Raw genomic sequence first — 19,143 nt, forward strand, 5'->3', positions numbered from 1 at the left:
GAGATCCTCGCATTTTTCACATAACGGGTTAACTATCGTTCGATGTGGGCTGCTGGCGACCAAAAATGACCTCCATTCTGGCGCCGCCCAGCAGGCTTTCGCTGGTTTCAATTTTTCCGTCGTACTGATCGACAATCTCGCGCGCGACGGCTAATCCTACGCCCTGGCCAGGACGTAGCGTATCGGCGCGCTGACCGCGATCGAACACCACATCACGCTTATTGCGCGGGATCCCCGGGCCATCATCCTCAACGATAATATGCAGCTCATTTTCCGTCTGACGCGCAGACACTTCCACGAACTCCAGGCAGTATTTGCAGGCGTTATCCAGCAGGTTGCCCATCACTTCCATGAAGTCATTTTTTTCACCCACAAAGCTTATCTCTGGCGAGATATCGAGGCTGATGTTCACCCCTTTACGTTGATACACCTTGTTGAGGGCGGACGTGAGGTTATCCAGAAGCGGGGCTACCGGGTGCAGTTCACGGCTCAGCAGGGCGCTGCCGGAACGCATGCTGGCGCGGTGTAGGTAATAGCCAATTTGCTGTGAAATACGGCTGATCTGCTCCAGCATCACCGGCTCGGCATCATCGACGCTCAGCTTCGAACTGCGCATTGAACGCAGGGTACTTTGCATGACGGCCAGCGGAGTTTTCAGGCTGTGGGTCAGGTCCGTAAGGGTGGTACGGTATTTATCGTAGCGTTCGCGTTCACTTTTCAGCAGGCGGTTGAGGTTACGCACCAGGCTGGTGAGTTCACGGGTCGTTTCCGGGTTCAGCTTTTCGCGATGATGTTCTTCCAGTTCACGAACTTCTTTCGCCAGTGATTCAATAGGGCGCAAGCTCCACCACGCCGCCACCCACAGCAGCGGGATCACCAGCAGGAGATTCGCAGCCAGAACGTAGATGAACCAGCTCCAGACCATATACGAACGCTTCAGCTCGACCGGGATGGTGTCGATCACCACGATGGTCAGCTGCGGCATATTCAGCGTCGCCGGATAGAGGTTAATTGCAACGGAGTGCGTCATCTCCGTTTCGGCATCATCAGCGCGGATCTCGTTCAGCTTTTGCTGCAGGGAGCGATCTTCACGGAGTAGCGAGCTGGTGGTGTTGAGATCGGCCTCAATTTCATGAAATCCGTTGGTTTTGAGCCAGTCGGGACGAATGCTTTTGACCAGCCAGGGGATGTCACGTTGCGCCCACAGTAACTTTCCCTTTTCGTCATAAATCAGGGCCAGCGTCGGGCTCTGCTGGTTGAGGTTTTCCGGCATTTCGACGGTGATTCGGTTGTTTTCCCACTTCGCCAGGGTATAAAACAGATTGCTTTCGCCACGCAGCAGGCGAAAGGTGGTTTTATCAAAGCTGACGCTGTAGCCCACCAGGGCGACCATGCCGTAGGAGAGCGACAGCACCAGCACGACCGCGGCAGTTGCCAGTAAGAAACGAACCCGCAGCGAGAGGGGCAGAATGTGGCGTAAAATCCGTCTCATTTAGCGTAATTCGAACAGGTAGCCCTGACCGCGGACGGTGGTAATCACATCCTGTGGATACTGCGCCTGGATTTTCTTACGCAAACGTCCCATCAGCACGTCAATGGTATGGCTCTCGCGCAGTTCAGCATCAGGATAGAGCTGGAGCATGAGGGAATCTTTGCTCACCACTTTGCCATTGTTACGGATCAGCGTTTCCATGATGGTGTATTCGAAGGCGGTGAGCTTGATCACTTCATCATTGATCGCTAATTCCCGGCGGGAGAGATCGACCTGGAAAGGCGGGATGGAAATAACCTGTGAAGCCAGCCCGCTGTTGCGGCGTAACAGCGCCTGCATGCGCGCCGCCACCTCTTCAATATGAAACGGTTTGGTGACGTAATCATCCGCACCCGCGCTGAGCACTTCAACCTTATCCTGCCAGCCTTCACGGGCGGTGAGAACCAGAACCGGGAGAGAGACATCGTGGCTGCGCCAGCGGCGAATTAACGACAGACCGTCTTCGTCAGGCAACCCTAAATCGACAATGGCGATATCCGGCAGGTGTTCATTGAGATAATAATCGGCTTCTTTTGCATCTTCAGCATCGTCCACCTGATGTCCCATCTCCTGAAGCTGAACCTTCAGGTGATGACGTAGCAATGCGTTATCCTCAACAACCAGTACGCGCATCATCTCTTCTCCCTAAATAATTGGTATGAATAGTTTAACGCTGATTATGTTGTTGTGGGGATAAACATTGAGTAAACCGGGGAAAAGCATCCCCCTTTTCGGGCGAAAAGGGGGAGAGGGGCGTTACTTCAGCTCGTCGACCATGGTGATGGCGCGGCCAATGTAGTTCGCCGGGGTCATCGCCTTCAGGCGCGTTTTCTCTTCTTCCGGCAGCGCCAGACCGTCGATAAACTGCTTCATGCCTTCGGCGTCGACGCGTTTGCCGCGGGTCAGCTCTTTCAGCTTCTCGTACGGTTTTTCGATGCCGTAACGGCGCATCACGGTCTGGATTGGCTCCGCCAGCACTTCCCAGTTGTGATCCAGCTCGTCCAGCAGACGGTCACGGTTCACTTCCAGTTTGCTCACGCCTTTCAGGGTGGACTGATACGCGATCAGCGCGTAGCCAATGCCCACGCCCAGGTTACGCAGTACGGTGGAGTCGGTCAGGTCGCGCTGCCAGCGGGATACCGGCAGTTTGCTCGCCATATGCTGCAGCACGGCGTTCGCCAGGCCCAGGTTGCCTTCGGAGTTTTCGAAGTCGATTGGGTTTACTTTGTGCGGCATGGTGGAAGAGCCGATTTCACCGGCGATGGTTTTCTGCTTGAAGTGGTTCAGGGCGATGTAGCCCCACACGTCACGATCGAAGTCGATCAGGATGGTGTTGAAGCGCGCGATGCAGTCAAACAGCTCGGCGATATAGTCGTGCGGCTCAATCTGGGTGGTGTACGGGTTCCACTGAATGCCCAGAGAGGTCACGAACTCTTCGCTGAACTGGTGCCAGTCCACTTCCGGATAAGCGGCGATGTGGGCGTTATAGTTACCGACCGCGCCGTTGATTTTGCCGAGGATCTCAACCTGCTCCAGCTGACGGTACTGGCGCTCCATACGGTACGCGACGTTCGCCATCTCTTTACCCATCGTGGATGGGGTGGCTGGCTGGCCGTGGGTACGGGAGAGCAGCGGAAGGTCGCGGTATTCCACGGACAGCGCTTTTACCGCGTCGATGATTTTACGCCAGTAAGGCAGCACGACCTCTTTGCGCGCGGTGGAGAGCATCAGCGCATGTGACAGGTTGTTAATATCTTCAGAGGTACAGGCGAAGTGAATGAACTCAGACACGGCATGCAGCGTAGGGACGCTTTCCACTTTCTCTTTCAGGAAATACTCAACCGCTTTCACGTCGTGGTTGGTGGTGCGTTCAATGGTCTTAATGCGCGCGGCGTCTTGTTCGCTAAACTCAGCAACGATTTTATCAAGGTAATCGTTTGCCTTTTCGTCAAAAGCAGGAACTTCCTTGATTGCTGCCTGGGCGGCCAGCTTTTGCAGCCAGCGTACTTCAACCTGAACACGGAACTTCAGCAAACCATATTCGCTGAAGATCCCGCGCAGCGCGCTGACTTTATCGCCGTAGCGTCCATCTACAGGGGATACGGCGGTCAGTGAGGATAATTCCATAATTCGCAACTCCGGGAGGTTAACAATGAGCAAGAATTTGTTTTGCCTGAGTGGTCAGGCGATTACGAGAAAACATTAACTGCAGGCGGCCACCGCCAACCTGGTGCCACAGCACGGCGGCGCGGATCCCTGCCAGCAGGGACGCGCGCACTTTTGCCTGTACCTGCGGACTTTGCAGCACGGCAGGGGATCCGGTGACCTGAATACGCGGGCCCAGCGGGCTGATGACGTCGACATAAATGCCGGCCATGGCGCTGAGCAGCGTTTCGGACTGCAGGTCAAAATGGTCGAGCTGACGCTGTAACCCGGCAATACGATCGCCCAGAGTATTTAGCGCGCCTTTTGCTGCGCTCAGCTTACGTTCCAGCACCATCAGGCTCAACGTGTAGCGGGTCAGCTCTGCGTTTAATCCCTGACGGCTGCTGGCGTTAAGCACGCCAAGCAGGGTTTCAAGACCGAGGCGAAGATTGGTTTCACTGCCACCGAACACGCCCAGGGTCGAGCCGGGGTTGAGATCGATAACGCTGTTCAGTGAAACGTGCAGGGCATCAGCGTCGCAATGACCCTGATGCGCAAGCTGTTGCACCAGACGGGCTGACTGGCAAATTCCCGCCAGCGCCAGGGTGATGTCATAGTAGTTCTTCGCCACACGGTCTCCTTTATGTGTGCAATCGTATTAAACAGCAGGCAGCGGCAGGCGCTGTTCAATGATCCCGCCGCCCAGGCAGATCTCACCGCTGTAGAAGACAGCGGACTGACCCGGAGTGACGGCGGCGACCGGCTCGTCGAAACGCACGTCAATGCGATCGTCATCAAGCGCGGTAATGGTGCAAGGAATATCGGTCTGACGGTAGCGGGTTTTCACCGTGCAGCGCAGCGTGCCTTTCAGCGGCTCACGATCGACCCAGTGCAGCTGCTGCGCGATAAGGCCAACGGACATCAGACGCGGATGATCGTGACCCTGGGCAACAACCAGAATATTGTTTTCGACGTCTTTGTCGACGACGTACCATGGATCTTCACTACCTTCTTTGGTCCCGCCGATACCCAGCCCTTTACGTTGGCCTAAGGTGTGGTACATCAGCCCCTGATGCTGGCCAATCTCTTCACCGTCGACGGTGACAATTTTACCCGGCTGTGCAGGCAGGTAACGACCCAGGAAATCGCGGAATTTGCGCTCGCCGATGAAGCAGATGCCGGTGGAATCTTTTTTCTTCGCGGTGATCAGGTCCAGCTCTTCGGCGATTTTACGCACCTGCGGCTTTTCCAGCTCGCCGACCGGGAACAGGCTCTGGGCGATTTGCTCGTGGCTCAGCGTATAGAGGAAATAGCTCTGATCTTTGTTGCCGTCCAGACCGCGCAGCAGCTGGCTTTTGCCATTCACGTCTGCACGACGCACGTAGTGACCGGTCGCAATGTAGTCTGCGCCCAGATCTTCCGCGGCGAATTCCAGGAAGGCTTTAAATTTGATCTCTTTGTTGCACAGAATATCCGGGTTTGGCGTGCGGCCGGCTTTGTACTCTTCCAGGAACAGTTCAAAAACGTTGTCCCAGTATTCTGCGGCAAAGTTAACGGTGTGCAGTTCAATGCCGAGCTTATCGCATACGGCCTGCGCGTCGGCGAGATCCGCAGCGGCGGTGCAGTATTCCTCGCCGTCATCTTCCTCCCAGTTCTTCATGAACAGGCCCTCCACCTTATAGCCCTGTTGCTGCAACAGGTAGGCGGAAACGGAGGAATCGACACCGCCGGACATGCCGACGATTACTTTTTTCTGGCTGTTATCTGACATGGAATACTCACGACATTGAACTTCAAGGCGGCGTATTCTATCACGCCCCCCCACCATTGACACCCTCTGTAAACGGCCAGTTAAATGCGCCGATAACATCCAGCGGCAAGCGGCCAGCAGACTGCCAGCAGCGAATGCTTTCCGCAACCAGCGGCGAGCGCAGGTTTGGCGCGTTCAGGATCTCGTCGGCGGTGACCCACAGACAGCGGTCGATATCGTCATCCTGCGGCTCTGTGGCGCACGTTTCGCTAAGCTCAACGGCAAATAAAAAGCGCAGAAACGGGGTGTGATCCGGCGCGATCCACTGGTGCATACGGATGAAGTGCTGGGGCTCAGCGTGAATGCCGGTCTCTTCCCACAGCTCGCGTTTCGCTGCCTGCAGCAGGGTCTCGTTGGCTTCAAGGTGTCCGGCAGGCTGGTTCCACAGCGCTTTGCCGTTAATGCTCTCTTCGACAACAAGGAATTTACCCCGGGCGTGGACCACGCAGGCAACCGTGACATGAGGTTTAAACATAGTGACTCCTTAAGGGGCAACGTCGCGCCATTCGCCGTTTGCCAGCGTTTCCAGGGTGTAGCTACCCATAGCGTAGCGAATCAGACGCAGGGTAGGGAAGCCGACGTGCGCGGTCATGCGGCGAACCTGGCGGTTGCGGCCTTCATAAAGGGTAATTTTGAGCCAGCTTGTCGGAATGGATTTGCGTTCGCGAATCGGCGGATTGCGCGGCCACAGCCACTCCGGTTCATTCACGCGTTCAATACCTGCGGGCAGGGTTGGACCGTCGTTCAACGTCACGCCGCTGCGTAGCGCTGCCAGCGTCGCGTCATCCGGCTCGCCTTCCACCTGTACGAAGTAAATTTTACCGGTGCGTTTTCCGGGCTGCGTGAGCTTCGCCTGTAATGCGCCGTCGTTGGTTAAGACCAGAAGGCCTTCGCTGTCGCGGTCCAGACGCCCGGCTGCGTAGACGCCCTGAACGGGGATGTAGTCCTTCAGGGTGCTGCGCCCGGCTTCATCGGTAAACTGCGGCAAAACATCGTAGGGTTTATTGAACAAAATGACCCGCTTCGGCTGGGTTTCCTGCGGTCTTCTGGCGGCTTGTCGCGAGCTGAATCGCTCAACCCGGTGTTTTGTAAAAGAAGTTTTCTTCATGGTATTTTCAGGCGTTATCAATTGCCGCATTATAGCCTAATAACGAAGACCTTTCATGGCGCAGGACAATCAGGTACTATCGAAGGGCTCATTACAATTTATTAACATAAGATCAGTAACAACCAGAAGCGCTCGAAGGAGAGGTTAATGGAAAGCAAAGTAGTTGTTCCGGCGGAAGGTAAAAAGATCACCCTGCAAAACGGCAAGATTAACGTTCCTCACAATCCGATTATCCCGTTCATCGAAGGTGACGGTATCGGTGTAGACGTTACCCCGGCGATGCTGAAAGTGGTTGATGCCGCTGTTGAGAAAGCCTACAAAGGCGAGCGTAAAATTTCCTGGATGGAAATTTACACCGGTGAGAAATCTACTCAAGTTTATGGCCAGGACGTCTGGCTGCCAGCAGAAACGCTGGACCTGATCCGCGACTACCGCGTTGCTATTAAAGGCCCACTGACGACGCCAGTTGGCGGCGGTATCCGTTCCCTGAACGTGGCACTGCGTCAGGAGCTGGACCTGTACGTGTGTCTGCGTCCGGTTCGTTACTATCAGGGCACCCCTAGCCCGGTTAAGCACCCTGAACTGACCGATATGGTTATCTTCCGCGAAAACTCAGAAGACATCTACGCGGGTATCGAATGGAAAGCGGACTCTGCTGACGCAGAAAAAGTGATTAAATTCCTGCGCGAAGAGATGGGCGTGAAGAAAATTCGCTTCCCTGAACATTGCGGTATCGGCATCAAGCCGTGCTCTGAAGACGGTACTAAACGTCTGGTGCGTGCGGCCATCGAATATGCAATCACCAACGACCGTGACTCTGTGACCCTGGTTCACAAAGGCAACATCATGAAGTTCACCGAAGGCGCGTTCAAAGACTGGGGCTACCAGTTGGCGACCGAAGAGTTCGGCGGCGAGCTGATCGACGGCGGCCCATGGCAGAAGATCAAGAACCCGAATACCGGCAAAGAGATCATCATTAAAGATGTGATCGCCGATGCGTTCCTGCAGCAGATCCTGCTGCGTCCTGCAGAATACGACGTGATTGCCTGTATGAACCTGAACGGTGACTACATCTCTGATGCCCTGGCAGCGCAGGTTGGCGGTATCGGTATCGCCCCAGGCGCGAACATCGGTGACGAGTGCGCCCTGTTCGAAGCGACCCACGGCACTGCACCAAAATACGCCGGTCAGGACAAAGTGAACCCAGGCTCTATCATCCTGTCCGCAGAGATGATGCTGCGCCATATGGAGTGGTTCGAAGCCGCAGACCTGATCGTTAAAGGTATGGAAGGCGCGATCAACGCGAAAACCGTAACTTACGATTTCGAACGTCTGATGGAAGGCGCTAAGCTGCTGAAATGTTCAGAGTTTGGCGACGCGATTATCGCGAACATGTAATCCAGAATCTGGGTTAAACAAGAGCGGGGGCCTGAGGGTTCCCGTTTTTTTTGCCTCTGCCTGCGGGAGACAACACGATGTTAGCCACTGTCCTTATCGCTGTCGTTGCACTCATCCATCTCTACATTCTTGTGCTGGAAATGTTCCTGTGGAATACCAAAACAGGGCACAAGGCCTTTAATCTGCGTCCCGACTTTGCGCGCGACACCCGCGTGCTGGCCGCAAATCAGGGGCTGTATAACGGTTTTCTGGCCGCAGGTCTGCTCTGGAGCCTCTGGCTCGGCGAAAAGGGTATTCAGGTGGCCATCTTCTTCCTGACCTGCGTGTTAATTGCCGGGCTCTTTGGCGCAGCCACCGCCAGCCGAAAAATTTTGTATGTACAGGCCGCGCCCGCGCTCGCAGCGCTGCTTGCGTTACTCATCTGAAGCAATGCTTTGGTTGAGGTAAGGCGTCCGATATACTGATGGCTTTACCTTTGCTGGTTAGCGACGAGACAGTTATGAACAACGATATCCCACTGAAATATTATGACATTGCCGATGAGTATGCGACGGAAGCCGCAGACCCGGTCGCGGAGTCAGAGCGCGACGCGCTGGCGCATTATTTCCAGCTGCTGCTCACCCGTTTATCGAATAATGAGGAGATCAGCGAGGAGGCTCAGCAGGAGATGGCCGCTGAGGCCGGGATCCTTGCGGGTCGCATTGATGATATTGCGAATTTCCTCAATCAGTGGGGAAATGAATAGTCTGCTTCAAAAACCGTTATGCTGATGCTTTGCGATACAGCTCAGCATCACGCTATCGGACCACATGCATTTTTTCCGCAGAATATGTGAAGCGGGGGCGTCGATAAACAGCGCTAAAATAACGGTCAGACAAAAGAGTACCACTGGGAATAGTAAGGATAATTTCACGTTTTTAACCAAAATATGAGTGTGCTTCAGGGTAATTTACCGTCTGATTGTGACGACTATATGTTTTTGCGTAAAAAATGGAAATGCCCGGCTGGAAAAAAATGGATATGCAAGGCTTCTGGTTACGGTGCAACCCCGGTGAGTCGCTTCGCCAGTTCGCTGCGGGTGAGTGCTTTAGAAAAATACCATCCCTGAATCAGCGCATCGGGATATCTGCTCGCAATAAAGCGATATTGAATTTCATTTTCCACGCCCTCGAAAACAAGGGTCTTATTCAATCTCGCGAGGGCATCGCTGAAGATAGCAAAGATGTTTTGCTTATAATGCTCGCTAATGCCGTCCACCAGCGACTTATCGATTTTGATCTCATCATATTCAAGCAGCGACAGGCGAGCGAGGTTTGAATTTTGCACGCCAAAATCATCTATTGATATTTTAACACCGAGTGATTTGAGCTCCTGACAAAACCCCTCGAGGATATCTGCCGTGGAAACGGCTTTCTCGGAAAGTTCGACCTTCATCAGGGAAAGGGGAAGGTGATTGGCTAAACACTCACGCCGCAAAGTGCTAATGAACTGCCCGTCTTCAATTTCCGTCCGCCCAACGTTAATGGAGACGATCAGCTGGTGTTTAATCGCCAGTGGGGCAATCTCAGAAAGGGATTTCTCGATAATATTATTATAATATTTTTTATAAAGACCAATCTTCTTAATTAATGGGATAAACAGCTCCGGAGAGACGTCCCCGTGCTTTTGATCGCGCCATCTCGACAGAACTTCGACGCCCACGATTTTTTGATCGTGAATGCGGATAATGGGCTGGTAGTTAACGCTGATGGTATTGGTGATGACGGCTTTGATCAGCGTGCGTTCCAGAGAAAAACGGTCTTCATAGATGCGGAAGATAAATAACGTTATCGCGACCCAGATAAAATAGAGAATGACGGCGAGAAACGAAAAGATAAACGGGGGTAACGAGGCCAGCCCAGCGTCGTGATGCTTCACGATGACGCACAGGTCCCAGAGGGCGCTGCACTGCGTCAGGGTCAGGGTAAACAGCTTCGAATGCAGCCAGCTCTGCTGCGTTAACTCAGGGACGGTTGAAAAAAAGACTCTGCCGAAGTCTTTGGTCGTGGTACTCAGAGAATAGCTTGCCGTAACCGGGGTGAATTTATCGTAAGCATAGCGGGTGGTGAAGATAATAAGATTATTATAAATTGCCGCATTGCCCGTGAAAAAATCTTTTCTGGAAAACTGCGCCAGGAGAAAGCCTCTCGGCGTTTTATGCAGCTCTGCAGGAAGCGCAACGGGCGCTGCAAGTTTACCCCAAAAGGCAGTACAGACTATTTTTCCCTTCTCGATAAAACCGATATCGTCGAAATAATAGTTATTCAGCGTTATTTGCCTGTAGCTATCAAGGCTGGTTTTATCACATCCCTGCGTACTGATGCTTTTAAGGGCCATCGCCACGCTTTGGGACAGGTCTTCTGAATAATGTAATAGGGTATGGGATATCTCACGCTGTTTGCTCTTCTGCTGCCCCACGATAACAGCATTGACCGCATAAAGAGACAGAATGACCAGAAGCGTTGAAACGATCGCAACGGCAATGAGCTTTTTCATTTCCCGGTTATCCTGTCCGCTCCCTGATTTCACAAATCTTAACACAGCCAGGGCAAGGCACAACCCTGATAGTCACGTCAGGTGAGTAAATTCGGGCAGGTGAACTCATACGAAAGCATCAGTTTTTTAAGACAATTCTCAGCTAAGCTATTTTCATTGTTATAAGCAATACCGGGTTAGCACAGGCTCTACTCCCAGAACATCCATGCTTGCTTTTTCTATTAAGGAAAACATCGTGCGCAACGTGATGATCCCTATTCTCAGTGCCTTGTTTCTTTTTCTGAGCGGCATTCTGATTATTAACTGGCAGCTATGGCAGATGGCGAAGCTTAATATTAGTCATACCGCCACGGCAAGCACCCAAAAAATAGAAAATATTCTGGCTGAAGCCGTCAGTGCGGCCAACACGGCGAAGCATGTTGCGGCCGAAGGGTGTACCAGTAGCGGACAGCTGGCGCTGGGGACAGAGGCCGCGCTAAAACCGCATCTGCGCGCCATCATGATCCAGCAGCAGGGTAAAATCATCTGTACTTCCCTTCCCGGGAATGGCGTGTTGATTATTCATCCGGAGACGCTACCTGTCGAAAAACTGATGCTGTTACCCGGCAATCGGCTGGTGAACGGCATTCCGGTGCTTATTTTCCAGACGCCTGTCGCGGCAGGGCGCGTCATCGTCAGCGTGAGTGATGCACACTTGCGGGACGTCATCGCAAGCGCATCAAACAGCGTAGATCTGGGGCTGGTTGTCGGCGAAAGCATGCTTGGACGCAAGGGGGATGTTACCGGCTGGAAAGCCGCCTCCTGGGCGGGGGCGATTACGGCGTCAACGCAATTCCCCTTTAGCCTGGCCTGGCAACCCCCTGCCTTTTTTAGCCTGACGCGGCTACTGCAACAGGGATGGAGCCTGATACTGCTTATTCTTGCGCTATCGGTGGCGGTGGGCATTTTGATCCGCCGTTACAAGGGGAAAAGCACCTCATTTGAGGACGATTTACGTAAGGCCATTTTGCAGGGGGAGATCGTGCCGTATTACCAGCCGATCGTGAACGGCGATACCGGCGGGCTGTATGGCGTTGAAGTCCTGGCAAGATGGAAGCATCCAAAATCAGGCTTTATCCCACCGGATGTCTTTATTCCGATTGCCGAACGCAGCGGTTTGATTATTCCGCTAACCAAAGGGTTGATGGCGAAAGTCGTTACACAGCTTAAGCCGCTTTTGCCTAAGCTACCGGACGGGTTTCATATCGGGGTGAACATCAGCGCCAGACACATCAATGCGCCTTCCTTCATCGGTGACTGTCGCGTCTTCGGAAAGGGGTTTCAGGGTAAAGAAGTCAAACTGGTTCTCGAGGTGACCGAGCGTGAACCGTTGATCGATAATCCTCATCTGGTGGAAAACCTTAACATGCTGCATAACGCCGGTTTTGTCATTGCACTGGATGATTTTGGTACAGGCTATTCCGGGCTGTCATGCCTTAATGCGCTTGCCATTGATTATATTAAAATTGATAAAAGCTTTGTGAACCGGGTTTCAGATGAAAAGGACTCAACGATCCTGCTGGACTGCGTCATTGACCTGGCAAAAAAACTCTCATTGCGCATTGTGGCTGAAGGCGTAGAAACGAAAGCGCAGCTGGATTATCTCAATCGTAATGAGATTACCCTGCTGCAGGGTTATTATTTTGGTAAGCCCGTCTCGTATATCGATTTTATTAAAGTCATTTTATCTAAGCCCCGGGAGACGGTAAGTTTGTAAAACGAAATTAAGACGAGCTTCTGTTGTATGCTTAAGTGCAATTCATTTTCCTCTTATCATGAGCTTTGTTACAGTGACTAGAGTTGTCAGCCAGGGATGTCAGGCGTGATAAGGTGGAAAAGCTCGTGCATGTGAAAAATACTTTTTACACAACAACCATTACCGTCATCATTGTCTCATTGATTATCTCGCTGTCGCTTGCCGTCCAAATTGCCACGTCCAGACAGCAGTCAATCCAGCAAATTAATACCAGCGTCGCTAACCTGAGCCATACCCTTGATGTCTATACCGAGGGGATCATGCGCCAGAGTGAAATGTTAATTACTACCGTTTCCGACATAATCGAAATTTATGGCATGACCCCACAGCAGGCGAGCCATATTCAACGAATGATAAATAATCAGGATAATCTCCTTACCCAGATTAATAATGTGGTTGTTTACGATGCCAGGGGCGATATCTTTACCGCATTGCACGAAACGTTTACGGGCCCGCGCAAAGGGTCGGACAGGTCATTTTTTATCTATCACAAGGAAAATAAAAATCAGCAGATTTTTATTGGCGAGCCCGTAGTCAGCAGAACCAATGGTAAATGGGTCATCACCATTAGTCGGCGCCTTGAAACCCACACCGGGGCATTTAACGGTGTGGTGGTGGTGACGCTGGGTATCGAGAATTTTCTCGCGCTCTACGGGCAGATTAATATTGGTCACGCGGGCGTCATTGGCTTAACAACAGAGTCAGGCGTGCTGCTGGTCCGTTATCCTTTTAAAAATACCTATATCGGCACGATTGTTTCTGATTCACCGCTCTTCAGGAAATACCTCAAGGTACAAAATACCGGGATAGCCAGTTCCATTTCGCGGTTTGATAAAATCGAACGCATTTATGCCTATGAGAAAAACGGACGCTACGGACTGGTCACCACCGTGGCCGTCAGCATTGATGAAGCCCTCTCACCGTGGCGCAAGCAGGCCATTCAGCTGGCGGTGCTCATTTTCGTTTTCACGGCGATACTCATCGTCGCGTCATACTTCCTGTATTCCGACTTATCCAGAAAAACCAGAGATAACAAGGCGCTGAAGATTATCGCTTCTGAGGATGCGCTAACCGGGCTTTATAACCGTCGCATTTTTGATGAAAAAATCCTCTCGGAAATCGCGCTTTGTGCCGGGCATGATGCACCGATTTCGATAATGATTGTGGACGTGGACTTCTTCAAGAAATACAACGATAACTACGGACATCCGGAAGGGGACCGGTGTCTGGCGCTGCTGGGTAACAGTCTCAGGGAGAGCCTTACCCGTGATGATCAGATTGTGGCGCGATACGGCGGGGAGGAGTTTGCGCTGATATTGCCGGATACGGATATCCAGGAGTCGCTTCGACTGGCGCAGACGATTATACGCAACGTGTTTTCTCTGCAAATCTCGCATGCTTTTAGCCCCTTCGGGCGGGTAACGGTAAGCGTCGGAATTTCTACCGCGCGTGCCGTCGACATTGCGGGCAGCCAGCAGAATATCATTATTGCCGCTGACCAGGCGCTCTACCAGGCAAAACGCGCAGGACGTAACCGGTACGCGTTTGTTGGGGTATGAACAGAAAAAAAAGCCCACTTAAAAGTGGGCAAGAAATACTGGAAGCAATGTGAGCAATGTCGTACTGAATACCTGAGTGTTTCGCTCAACTATTCAGTGTTGAGAAAGATAATCTTTCTCAACAAAAGATGCAACCCCACAGTTTATGTGGCACGCTCTTTTTGTTGATGAATAATTGTGCACTCTCGCATTGTGATGCCTATCACAAATTTCCTTTCTGAAATCCTGTGCTATTCTTTTTTGTGTCGTTGATTTAATGACAAAAACCATACAGAGAGGAAAGTTATGGGAATTTTATCCTGGATTATCTTTGGGCTTATTGCGGGTATTCTGGCGAAGTGGATCATGCCGGGCAAAGATGGCGGTGGGTTTATCGTCACCGTAATACTGGGTATTATCGGCGCGGTAGTGGGCGGCTGGATCAGTACGCTGTTCGGTTTTGGTAAAGTCGATGGCTTTAACTTCGGCAGCTTCGCCGTCGCGGTGATCGGTGCGCTGGTTGTGCTGTTTATCTACAGAAAAATCAAAAGCTGATCCTTAACGCGTTAAAAAAGGCTGCCGGATGGCGGCCTTTTTTACGTGGCGGGTTTACCACCAGCCAAGCTGCGTGCCGGCAAACGCCGCGATGGCTACGATCAGCATAATGAGGGTCGTTTTTCTCATTTATGCCCCCGGTGCCGCGTAACCACCGACAAAGAACCACGCTAAAAAAATCACCGCCGTTATAAAAATAACGACCGGGAAGAGGATCCCTATTCTCATACCATCACCTGTTTCGGTTTCTATAACGCCGTAGAGTGTACGGGGTTAATCCATAGTGAGAAAGCGTGTTTTGCTTTTTCCCTTCTTATCCTGATACATCGCGATATCCGCGTCGCGTAATGCGCTGTCCGGATCGGTTATCTGAGGATCCACTTCGATAACGCCGAGGCTGGCTCCGGGGTAGATGAGGTTGACGCTACCCAGCCAGTATTCACCGGCAATACAGGCGCTGAGACGCGTTTTGAGCAGGGTGACCTGCGCGTTATCTCTTTCGCTGTGGGATGTGCTCAATGACGCCACCAGAAACTCATCGCCGCCCAACCGGCCAATGATATCGTCCTGCCGTTTTTCTTCCGTCAAACGCTTGCCCACTTCAATCAGGAACTGGTCGCCCGCCTCGTGGCCGAAGCGATCGTTAATCAGCTTGAAATCATCCAGATCGATGAACGCGATGACGGTGTTACGCTTAAGGTGGCGCGCCAGAGAAAACAGGGTAGTCAAATCTTCAAAAATGGCGCGACGGTTGGGTAAACCGGTAAGGGCATCCGTGTAGGAGTGCGCGATGAGGGCCGCGTTGGCTTCGCGAAGCTGGGTCACCAGCGACTCTTTCTGAATGGACTGGGCAATCAGCCCGGCGAATAACTTCAGCACCTGTTCACCGCGCTCGCTCAGCGGCTTTCTGGCCGTGCTGGTGGCACAGAGCGTTCCGTAGAGCGAACCATCCGCAAGATGGACAGGAATACTCATGTAGGTCGTAATGCCGAGCGCTTTCGCCGCCTCGCACTCCGGCCAGCGTTCGGGAACGTCGTTGCTGAATACGGTGTCGCTGTCCAGCGCGCGCTTGCACAGGGTTTCATCCCACGGGACGCTCAGTCCCTCCGGGATTGTCATCTGCTTGCTGTTGCGGGCGTAGAGGATATGCTGCAGTCGGGCTTCGATATCTACCTTGGTGAGGTAAGTCGACTCCATATCCGTCACGATCTCCAGCATCTCCAGCAGCTGACGAACGAGACTTTCAAGGGATTGCTCAGTGGCGAGGGTTTCTGAAACACGGGCAAGGATAATATCCGACATGACGTAGAATGACTCCCAGGCAGAAGACGTCTGCATCTGCATGTTATGCTGAGTTTTTAGACTTCAGGCATAGTAAAACATGAATATAGAAAATTTAATATATGCAGGGAGAGGGCAGCAGGATAGAAAAAAGGCCCCGTTGTTGAGACCGGGGCAAAGACATCTTGATTACGGAATGATGTTCTCTGGTCATATCGAGAACACGCCTCACTATAGTGTTGAAAAGTGCAGTTAAAATGGAGAAATCATGGAGAAAGCGGCGATGAGCCGTTACCCTTAGACTGTAATGATGTCACAAGGATCAATGAGATGAGATTTCTGCTTCTGGCGCTGGCGCTTCCCCTGGCCGCCTGCACCGCTAAAACGACCCCACCCGATGCCCCAAAACCGCCGCACGCTATCGGTATGGCGAACCCGGCCTCCGTATACTGTCTGGAGAAAGGCGGGGAACAGATCCCGGTTCAAAGCCCGCAGGGCGTACGCACGGAGTGCAAACTACCGGGGGGCGAAGTGATTGATGAATGGACGCTCTACCGTCGCGACCATCCTCAACCCACCAGGTGACAGACGTATATTGCCTGCGATACACTTCTCTTTAGGATTATTCTTAGCCAGTCCCTGGCTACCGTTATCGTGAGAGAAGTATGTTCCAGCTTAAACCGGGCAGCATGGCGATGATCGTGGGTGCCCGCACGGCGTCAGGCCGTCGCAATATTGGTAAATCTGTTGAGCTGTTTGGCCTGTGCCAGCCTGGCCTGCGTTTCGTTAACCCGGTCAACGGTGTGATGACGCAACTCCCCGCAACTGCGGATCGCGCGCTTTGGCTGGTGACGGGTGATGTTTACGCCTTTGACAATCAGCACGGCTTTGCGTTTGTCCGCGCCGAACATCTGATGCCGCTCACCCCCGATGAAGCACCGCAAATTCTTGATGAGCTGGCGATCGGCTGATCACAGGTGGCGCAGCCAGTCGGCTAATACCAGGGCGTGATTTTGCTTTGTGTTTTTGGCAGCAAAGAGCAGGGTGACGGTCTGCCTGTTCGCCAGCGTCGCCAGACGCCTTCCCTCGTCAGCATGCTGCGCCAGCTCTTCCCGATAGGCCTTACTGAAGGCGGCGAAATCAATGGTTTCGCTATGAAAGGCCTTGCGAAGTTCATTCGAGGGCGTGAGCGCTTTACACCATTCATCATACGCGAGGTCCGTTTTCTTGACCCCGCGCGGCCACAGCTTGTCCACCAGCACCCGATAGCCGTCGTCCGGACCTGCCTGTTCGTACACGCGTTTGCACTGAATCATGATTCCACCCTCCCAATTTAAGGTATTGTGATAATTGCAGAAGATCGGTAGTCTGAGGTTCCTTATGTTATCTGATAATACTCTGGCATAAGGAACCTTTCATGGAACACCTCCCGGTTAAAACGACGCTGCGCATTGCGCTGGTCGGCGATTACAATCCCAATGTTATTGCGCATCAGGCGATCCCGCTGGCCATTGACGACGCTGCCGCAGTCCTTGACCTCACCGCCGATTACGACTGGCTTCCCACCACGGAGCTGACAAGCCCTGAAGATCTGGTGGGCTACGATGCCATCTGGCTGGTTCCCGCCAGCCCCTATAAAAATACCGAGGCCGCTTTTATCGCCGCGCGCTACGCCCGTGAAAACAGCATTCCGTTCCTTGGCACCTGCGGTGGATTCCAGCATGCGCTGATTGAGTATGCCCGCAATGTGTTGGGCTGGGCGGATGCGGCACATGCTGAGACGGATAGCGAAGGCACCATGGTGATTGCGCCGCTGGCCTGCTCGCTGGTGGAGAAAACCGATGCCATTGAGCTGCGTAAAAATACGCTGATCGCGAAGGCGTACGGCAAGCCGGAAATTGAAGAGGGGTATCACTGTAACTATGGCGTGTCGCCAGAGTTTGCAGAGGCGCTGGAAAGCGGTGATATGCACGTTACGGGCTGGGACGAACAGGGGGAAATTCGCGCCGCAGAGCTGGTTACGCACCCGTTCTTCGTGATCACCTTATTCCAGCATGAGCGTGCTGCGCTGGAAGGACGCCCGGTCGTGCTGGTGCAGGCGATGCTGCGCGCGGCGCGCGATTCATAACGTCGTCGCTTTTCTTGCCGGGTGGCGCTGCGCTTGCCCGGCCTACAATTCTGCGCGCGGCGCACGGGTAAGAAAAGGCAGGCCCGATGGTCTGCCATACTGTTTAACGGGGCGCGATCTCCCGGTCTCGCCCGGCAAGCACGCCGCAAACAGCCATTATCACAGCGGCCAGGGCGCAGCCCAGTAGCGGGATCCGCCAGTCTCCCGCGCTATCGTGAATTTTCCCCATCAGCGGAGGGCCGCAGGCGGCGAGCAGATAGCCAATCGACTGCGCCATGCCGGAGAGCGCCGCAGCCTGGTGTGCAGAGCTGGCGCGCAGCCCGATGAACGTCAGGCCGAGGATCATCGTTGCCCCTGTGCCAAAGCCAAACACCAGTGTCCACATCACCGCCATGTCAGGCATAAACCATAGCCCCGCCGCGCTTACCGCGCACAGCAGCGCCACCGCGCCTGCAATGGCCCGCTGATCTTTCAGACGGTGGAGGACCAGCGGCACGGCAAGCCCCGGCACGGCCGTGGCCAGCTGTAAAAGACCATGCACCGAGCCGGCCTGCGCTTCGCTGTAGCCGTGGCTCAGCAATATCGCCGGCAGCCAGCCGATGATGACGTAGTAAATCAGCGAGTTAATTCCCAAAAAGAGGGTCACCTGCCAGGCGAGGGCCGAGCGCCAGATGGCGCGGTTATGCAGCGCGCCAGCGCCCGTTACCGTTGCAACGTGTTTCTGACGCCACTGGGGCAGCCAGAGCAGCAGCGCGACCAGCGGAAACGCCATCAGCATCAGCAGCGCGCCATGCCAGCCCGCATTACCCTGCGCCAGGGGAACAATCATCGCCGAGCCGAACGCCGCCGACACGCCCATCGTCAGGGAATAGGCTCCGGTGAGTTTCGCCACCTGGCCGGGAAAGTCACGTTTAATTAATCCGGGTAACAGCACATTCCCCAGTGCAATACCACAGCCGATGACCGCGGTTCCGATGAAAAGCAGCGCGGCGGATGGTAGCGAGCGAACCGCAATTCCGGCGCAAATCAGCAGCAAGGCGACAAAAAGGCTGCGCTCCATGCCGATACGTCGGGCAACGCCTGCGGCGAGCGGCGAGACGAGGGCGAAAGCCAGCAGGGGCAGGGTGGTCAGCAGACCGGTTTGCGCCGTGCTTAAGCCATAATCAAGACGAATAGTGTCGAGCAGCGGGGCTGCGCCGGTAAAGGTGACGCGAAGCGTAGTGGCAATCATCAGGATGCCTGCAATCAACAGCGCGCCGTGTTTTCCTGAGGTGCGAATAGCAGTAGTCATTATGTTCTCATTCGTTCAAGCGAGGGCA

Annotated in this window: 21 protein-coding genes; 9 read left to right on the forward strand and 12 right to left on the reverse strand. The window is 53.5% G+C overall.

All coding sequences use genetic code 11. The annotated features are described in order from the left end of the window. Positions 1 to 28: 28 nt before the first annotated feature. The 7 genes from phoQ to rluE form a co-directional block, all read right to left on the reverse strand. Positions 29 to 1,492 carry a two-component system sensor histidine kinase PhoQ gene (gene phoQ, locus AB8846_RS01565; RefSeq protein ID WP_063145804.1) on the reverse strand — a complete coding sequence of 488 codons (1,464 nt, stop codon included), beginning with the start codon at positions 1,490 to 1,492 and terminating at the stop codon, positions 29 to 31. Continuing rightward, positions 1,493 to 2,164 carry a two-component system response regulator PhoP gene (gene phoP, locus AB8846_RS01570; RefSeq protein ID WP_028019015.1) on the reverse strand — a complete coding sequence of 224 codons (672 nt, stop codon included), beginning with the start codon at positions 2,162 to 2,164 and terminating at the stop codon, positions 1,493 to 1,495. A 123-nt stretch (positions 2,165 to 2,287) separates the two neighbouring features. Continuing rightward, the gene (purB, locus tag AB8846_RS01575) at positions 2,288 to 3,658 is read right to left on the reverse strand and encodes an adenylosuccinate lyase (protein WP_370731850.1); all 1,371 of its coding nucleotides are present in this window, start codon (positions 3,656 to 3,658) and stop codon (positions 2,288 to 2,290) included. A 19-nt stretch (positions 3,659 to 3,677) separates the two neighbouring features. After that, on the reverse strand, positions 3,678 to 4,307 hold the full coding sequence (gene hflD, locus AB8846_RS01580; protein WP_013097081.1) for a high frequency lysogenization protein HflD: 630 nt from the start codon (positions 4,305 to 4,307) through the stop codon (positions 3,678 to 3,680). A 27-nt stretch (positions 4,308 to 4,334) separates the two neighbouring features. Beyond that, the gene (gene mnmA, locus AB8846_RS01585) at positions 4,335 to 5,447 is read right to left on the reverse strand and encodes a tRNA 2-thiouridine(34) synthase MnmA (protein ID WP_032657963.1); all 1,113 of its coding nucleotides are present in this window, start codon (positions 5,445 to 5,447) and stop codon (positions 4,335 to 4,337) included. Between the two features lie 40 nt (positions 5,448 to 5,487). Continuing rightward, positions 5,488 to 5,961, reverse strand: coding sequence for an NUDIX hydrolase (locus AB8846_RS01590; protein ID WP_033145233.1), 474 nt, complete (start codon positions 5,959 to 5,961; stop codon positions 5,488 to 5,490). 9 nt (positions 5,962 to 5,970) lie between these two features. Further along, positions 5,971 to 6,624, reverse strand: coding sequence for a 23S rRNA pseudouridine(2457) synthase RluE (gene rluE, locus AB8846_RS01595; RefSeq protein ID WP_069302654.1), 654 nt, complete (start codon positions 6,622 to 6,624; stop codon positions 5,971 to 5,973). 117 nt (positions 6,625 to 6,741) lie between these two features. Between rluE and icd the strand changes: the two genes are divergently transcribed. From icd to AB8846_RS01610, 3 genes are all read left to right on the forward strand, one after another. Next, positions 6,742 to 7,992, forward strand: coding sequence for an NADP-dependent isocitrate dehydrogenase (gene icd, locus AB8846_RS01600; RefSeq protein WP_063142859.1), 1,251 nt, complete (start codon positions 6,742 to 6,744; stop codon positions 7,990 to 7,992). A 77-nt stretch (positions 7,993 to 8,069) separates the two neighbouring features. Continuing rightward, a complete protein-coding gene (locus AB8846_RS01605) occupies positions 8,070 to 8,417 on the forward strand; it encodes a DUF1304 domain-containing protein (RefSeq protein ID WP_202774394.1) in 348 nt (115 codons plus the stop codon). Positions 8,418 to 8,491: 74 nt separating this feature from the next. After that, positions 8,492 to 8,737 carry a YmjA family protein gene (locus AB8846_RS01610; RefSeq protein WP_370731851.1) on the forward strand — a complete coding sequence of 82 codons (246 nt, stop codon included), beginning with the start codon at positions 8,492 to 8,494 and terminating at the stop codon, positions 8,735 to 8,737. 290 nt (positions 8,738 to 9,027) lie between these two features. Here the strand turns inward: AB8846_RS01610 and AB8846_RS01615 are convergent, their stop codons facing one another. After that, positions 9,028 to 10,527, reverse strand: coding sequence for an EAL domain-containing protein (locus AB8846_RS01615; protein WP_370731852.1), 1,500 nt, complete (start codon positions 10,525 to 10,527; stop codon positions 9,028 to 9,030). A 235-nt stretch (positions 10,528 to 10,762) separates the two neighbouring features. Between AB8846_RS01615 and AB8846_RS01620 the strand changes: the two genes are divergently transcribed. The 3 genes from AB8846_RS01620 (at position 10,763) to AB8846_RS01630 (ending at position 14,415) form a co-directional block, all read left to right on the forward strand. Beyond that, positions 10,763 to 12,283: an EAL domain-containing protein gene (locus AB8846_RS01620; protein ID WP_370731853.1), complete on the forward strand. Its 1,521-nt coding sequence runs from the start codon at positions 10,763 to 10,765 to the stop codon at positions 12,281 to 12,283. 113 nt (positions 12,284 to 12,396) lie between these two features. Continuing rightward, positions 12,397 to 13,881, forward strand: coding sequence for a diguanylate cyclase (locus tag AB8846_RS01625; RefSeq protein WP_370731854.1), 1,485 nt, complete (start codon positions 12,397 to 12,399; stop codon positions 13,879 to 13,881). 285 nt (positions 13,882 to 14,166) lie between these two features. Then, entirely contained in the window at positions 14,167 to 14,415 is a 249-nt protein-coding gene (locus tag AB8846_RS01630) for a GlsB/YeaQ/YmgE family stress response membrane protein (RefSeq protein WP_006174788.1), read from the forward strand. Positions 14,416 to 14,544: 129 nt separating this feature from the next. On the opposite strand, the gene AB8846_RS01635 is transcribed toward AB8846_RS01630, so the two are convergent. Then, positions 14,545 to 14,643, reverse strand: coding sequence for a YoaK family small membrane protein (locus AB8846_RS01635; RefSeq protein WP_029739841.1), 99 nt, complete (start codon positions 14,641 to 14,643; stop codon positions 14,545 to 14,547). A gap of 45 nt (positions 14,644 to 14,688) precedes the next feature. Next, positions 14,689 to 15,717 (reverse strand): sensor domain-containing diguanylate cyclase, encoded by a 1,029-nt coding sequence (locus AB8846_RS01640; RefSeq protein WP_370731904.1) that lies wholly within the window; start codon positions 15,715 to 15,717, stop codon positions 14,689 to 14,691. A 309-nt stretch (positions 15,718 to 16,026) separates the two neighbouring features. Here AB8846_RS01640 and AB8846_RS01645 point away from each other — a divergent pair, with 309 nt between their 5' ends. Both AB8846_RS01645 and AB8846_RS01650 read left to right on the forward strand, forming a co-directional pair. Continuing rightward, a complete protein-coding gene (locus AB8846_RS01645; RefSeq protein ID WP_029739839.1) occupies positions 16,027 to 16,281 on the forward strand; it encodes a DUF333 domain-containing protein in 255 nt (84 codons plus the stop codon). A gap of 80 nt (positions 16,282 to 16,361) precedes the next feature. Next, positions 16,362 to 16,667, forward strand: a complete 306-nt coding sequence (locus AB8846_RS01650; protein WP_193939942.1) for a hypothetical protein — start codon at positions 16,362 to 16,364, stop codon at positions 16,665 to 16,667. On the opposite strand, the gene AB8846_RS01655 is transcribed toward AB8846_RS01650, so the two are convergent. Next, on the reverse strand, positions 16,668 to 17,012 hold the full coding sequence (locus tag AB8846_RS01655; RefSeq protein WP_370731855.1) for a DUF488 domain-containing protein: 345 nt from the start codon (positions 17,010 to 17,012) through the stop codon (positions 16,668 to 16,670). It lies immediately after the preceding gene. A gap of 101 nt (positions 17,013 to 17,113) precedes the next feature. Here AB8846_RS01655 and AB8846_RS01660 point away from each other — a divergent pair, with 101 nt between their 5' ends. Beyond that, positions 17,114 to 17,824, forward strand: a complete 711-nt coding sequence (locus tag AB8846_RS01660) for a CTP synthase (protein WP_370731856.1) — start codon at positions 17,114 to 17,116, stop codon at positions 17,822 to 17,824. Between the two features lie 103 nt (positions 17,825 to 17,927). Here AB8846_RS01660 and AB8846_RS01665 read toward each other — a convergent pair whose 3' ends face one another. Then, complete coding sequence (locus tag AB8846_RS01665; RefSeq protein WP_370731857.1) at positions 17,928 to 19,115, reverse strand: CynX/NimT family MFS transporter; 1,188 nt, start codon at positions 19,113 to 19,115, stop codon at positions 17,928 to 17,930. Between the last annotated feature and the right edge of the window lie 28 nt (positions 19,116 to 19,143).

Origin of the sequence: Enterobacter sp. KB-221C9 (assembly GCF_041320715.1) — a bacterium.
GTDB lineage: Bacteria > Pseudomonadota > Gammaproteobacteria > Enterobacterales > Enterobacteriaceae > Enterobacter > Enterobacter asburiae_D.